The organism is Synechococcus sp. Cruz CV12-2-Slac-r (assembly GCF_024346075.1).
GTDB lineage: Bacteria > Cyanobacteriota > Cyanobacteriia > PCC-6307 > Cyanobiaceae > Synechococcus_D.
In genome coordinates, this window is record NZ_JAGQEK010000214.1 from 1 (window position 1) to 2,316 (window position 2,316).

Consider the following 2,316-nt stretch of genomic DNA (forward strand, 5'->3'; position numbering starts at 1 on the left):
AAGTTACCCTTGGCATAGCGCTTGCATTGAAACAGCACACGAAAACTCACGAAGGGATTGATTTCCAGTGTTCCATAGCCATCAATACCACCATCGGCGGAGCCACCAGTAATTTCGACATTTTCAAAATCTGATTCACGCAGAAGCTCTCTGCATACCTTCTCAAATCCCCGTGGACTTAATGAACGAAGAGTGCTCAACAGATTAAGCGAAGAATCCTGATCGCTATCGGATACGGAAGAGATAGCAGGTGGCGTTTCATCTTCAGGAACCGTTTCTTGCTTCTGCTTACGGTTGGCAGCATGAATGGCAACCCACTTCAAGAATATGTCTCTGGCGTCATTCTCGTTGAGATGCGCTGCTCTGCCTTTATCGGTCAGCGTCCAAGTGCCCGGTGTCAACTACGTAGGCGGGTCGCGTCAATTACGTAGGCGGGTCCCCCTGCCACCCAGGGCTGATTCAAAGTCTGTCCCAGGGTCTCTTGCCGGAGCTGTCAGCATGGGTTGAGGTCGGCGGAATCGCTTCCTCCCTGTGCTCGAGAGCGTTTCTGCCGCAACCGATCTCGATCTGATCAGCTACCTCAAGGCGATCCCGGACGCGCGCATGCGGCGGGGCGTCCGTATCCCAGCCTGGTATCTGCTGTTGGTGGCGGTGCTGGGAATCCTCAGCCGCTGCCAGAGCCTGCGGGATCTGGAACGCTTTGCCATCCGCCACCACAGCGTGCTCACAGCGGCTTTGGGCCTTGAGCTCCGGCGGCCGCCTTCCGATTCAGCCTTCCGCTACTTCTTCCAGCACGTGGATGTGGCCGCTCTCTGTTCTGCGATCCGCGACTGGACCATCGCCCAGATCCCAGGTGGCGCTGCTGATCTCGACCAGCTGATCTGTGATGGCAAGACGCTACGGGGCTCGATCGAGCCCACTGCCGGTGGCGGGTCGACGTTCATTGCCCAGGTGACGCTCTACTCGGCGGCCCTGGGCGTGGCGATCAGTCAGGCCTGCTACGCCACCGGTGAGAACCATGAGCGGGCGGTGCTGCGCCAGCTCCTTGGCGAGCTCGATCTGGAGGGCGTGCTGATCCAAGCGGATGCCCTCCATACCCAGCAGCCGTTTTTCGGCAACTCCAGGAGCAGGGGGCCGACTTCCTGCTAACGGTCAAGGCCAACCAGAAGACGCTGCACCGCCAGATCCGCAGCCAGTTCCAGGGGAAGCGCAAGATCCCTTTCGTGGCAACGGATCACGAGATCAGCCACGGCCGCGCCATCACCTGGACCCTGCGTGCCAAACAGGCACCGCCACACATCGCCGAGACCTGGGTCGGCACCAGCTGGATCGTGGAGGTGACGGCCAGCGGCAGCCGCGTCGGCAAGCCCTTTCAGGCGCAGCACCTGTTCCTCACCAGCCTGCGCACCACACCACAAGCCCTGCTGCAACTGGTTCGCGACCGCTGGAGCATTGAAGGCTGGCACTGGATCCGCGACACCCAGCTCCATGAGGATGCGCACCGGTACCGCGGCAATGGCGCAGGAGTGATGGCCACGCTGCGAACGGCGGCCCTCAACCTGCTGCGATTGGCCGGTTTTCAGTCGATTCGAGGCGGGATGCAGGCGGTGATGCACGACATCACGGCACTGCTGGCGATGGCGCGACGGAGGTCTCAGCCCGATCCTTGCTGAGACTTTGAATCAGCCCTGCCCACGACCTCGTGGCGTTGATGGATTGGCTAGAAGAATCGGGTACAGATATCAGCCCATTTGAGCGGATTGCTGATCTCACCTTCTTTGCGGTTCAGACTCGGTATGACGATAGTTTGGAGATCATCTCCCCAGATTGGCCGCTCCTGCTGAACATCACCGCTTCGCTGCTCAAGGAGGCCCAGAATCAGCTGTCATGACGCCCCCGCCTACCACTTTGCGCTACCGCTTCGCGGAAGCCTTGAGACGATCCGCCTGTTTGGCTGTTGGGGGTGGAGCGTCAGGGGAGATCTGTTTGACCCTCGCGAACTCATACCAGCTCCGTAGAGATTGCCCAACAACATCATGCAATCGACCTGGGGCAGATAGTTTGACTCTGGCGCTAGTTGCTTCATGCGAGTGAGGCGATCGCTCCCAGTGCCTTCAGTCGCAAGACCTGGAGGAGTCAACGGTGCGAATGGCTTGGGAAGAGCTGTTGAGTTTTGGGAGAGTTGAGCTGCAGTGTAATCACCCGCGAGGTTAATTTTCTTGACGAGAGGTTGAATGCCGAGAAATTTTCAGGCAAAATGAGAGACTTGTTTATCAAGCCCAATACAGCGGACTTTCGAGCGCAGATGGTGCTGAG

Annotated in this window: 5 protein-coding genes; 3 read left to right on the forward strand and 2 right to left on the reverse strand. The window is 58.8% G+C overall.

Annotated features, from left to right (window positions below):
• On the reverse strand, nt 1-401 hold a 401-nt coding region (locus tag KB557_RS10800; RefSeq protein WP_255134097.1), incomplete at its 3' end, for a restriction endonuclease.
• A 130-nt stretch (nt 402-531) separates the two neighbouring features.
• On the opposite strand from KB557_RS10800, the gene KB557_RS10805 reads away from it, so the two are divergent.
• The 3 genes from KB557_RS10805 to KB557_RS10815 are packed head-to-tail and all read left to right on the forward strand — an operon-like array spanning nt 532 to nt 1,891.
• Nucleotides 532-1,149 carry an ISAs1 family transposase gene (locus KB557_RS10805; protein WP_255134098.1) on the forward strand — a complete coding sequence of 206 codons (618 nt, stop codon included), beginning with the start codon at nt 532-534 and terminating at the stop codon, nt 1,147-1,149.
• The gene (locus KB557_RS10810; protein ID WP_255134105.1) at nt 1,143-1,673 is read left to right on the forward strand and encodes an ISAs1 family transposase; all 531 of its coding nucleotides are present in this window, start codon (nt 1,143-1,145) and stop codon (nt 1,671-1,673) included. Before KB557_RS10805 ends, KB557_RS10810 begins: the two co-directional genes overlap by 7 nt.
• A 29-nt stretch (nt 1,674-1,702) precedes the next feature.
• Nucleotides 1,703-1,891: a hypothetical protein gene (locus KB557_RS10815; RefSeq protein ID WP_255134100.1), complete on the forward strand. Its 189-nt coding sequence runs from the start codon at nt 1,703-1,705 to the stop codon at nt 1,889-1,891.
• A gap of 245 nt (nt 1,892-2,136) precedes the next feature.
• Here KB557_RS10815 and KB557_RS10820 read toward each other — a convergent pair.
• Nucleotides 2,137-2,316 (reverse strand): hypothetical protein (locus KB557_RS10820; protein ID WP_255134102.1); only part of this gene is annotated, 180 nt, incomplete at its 5' end.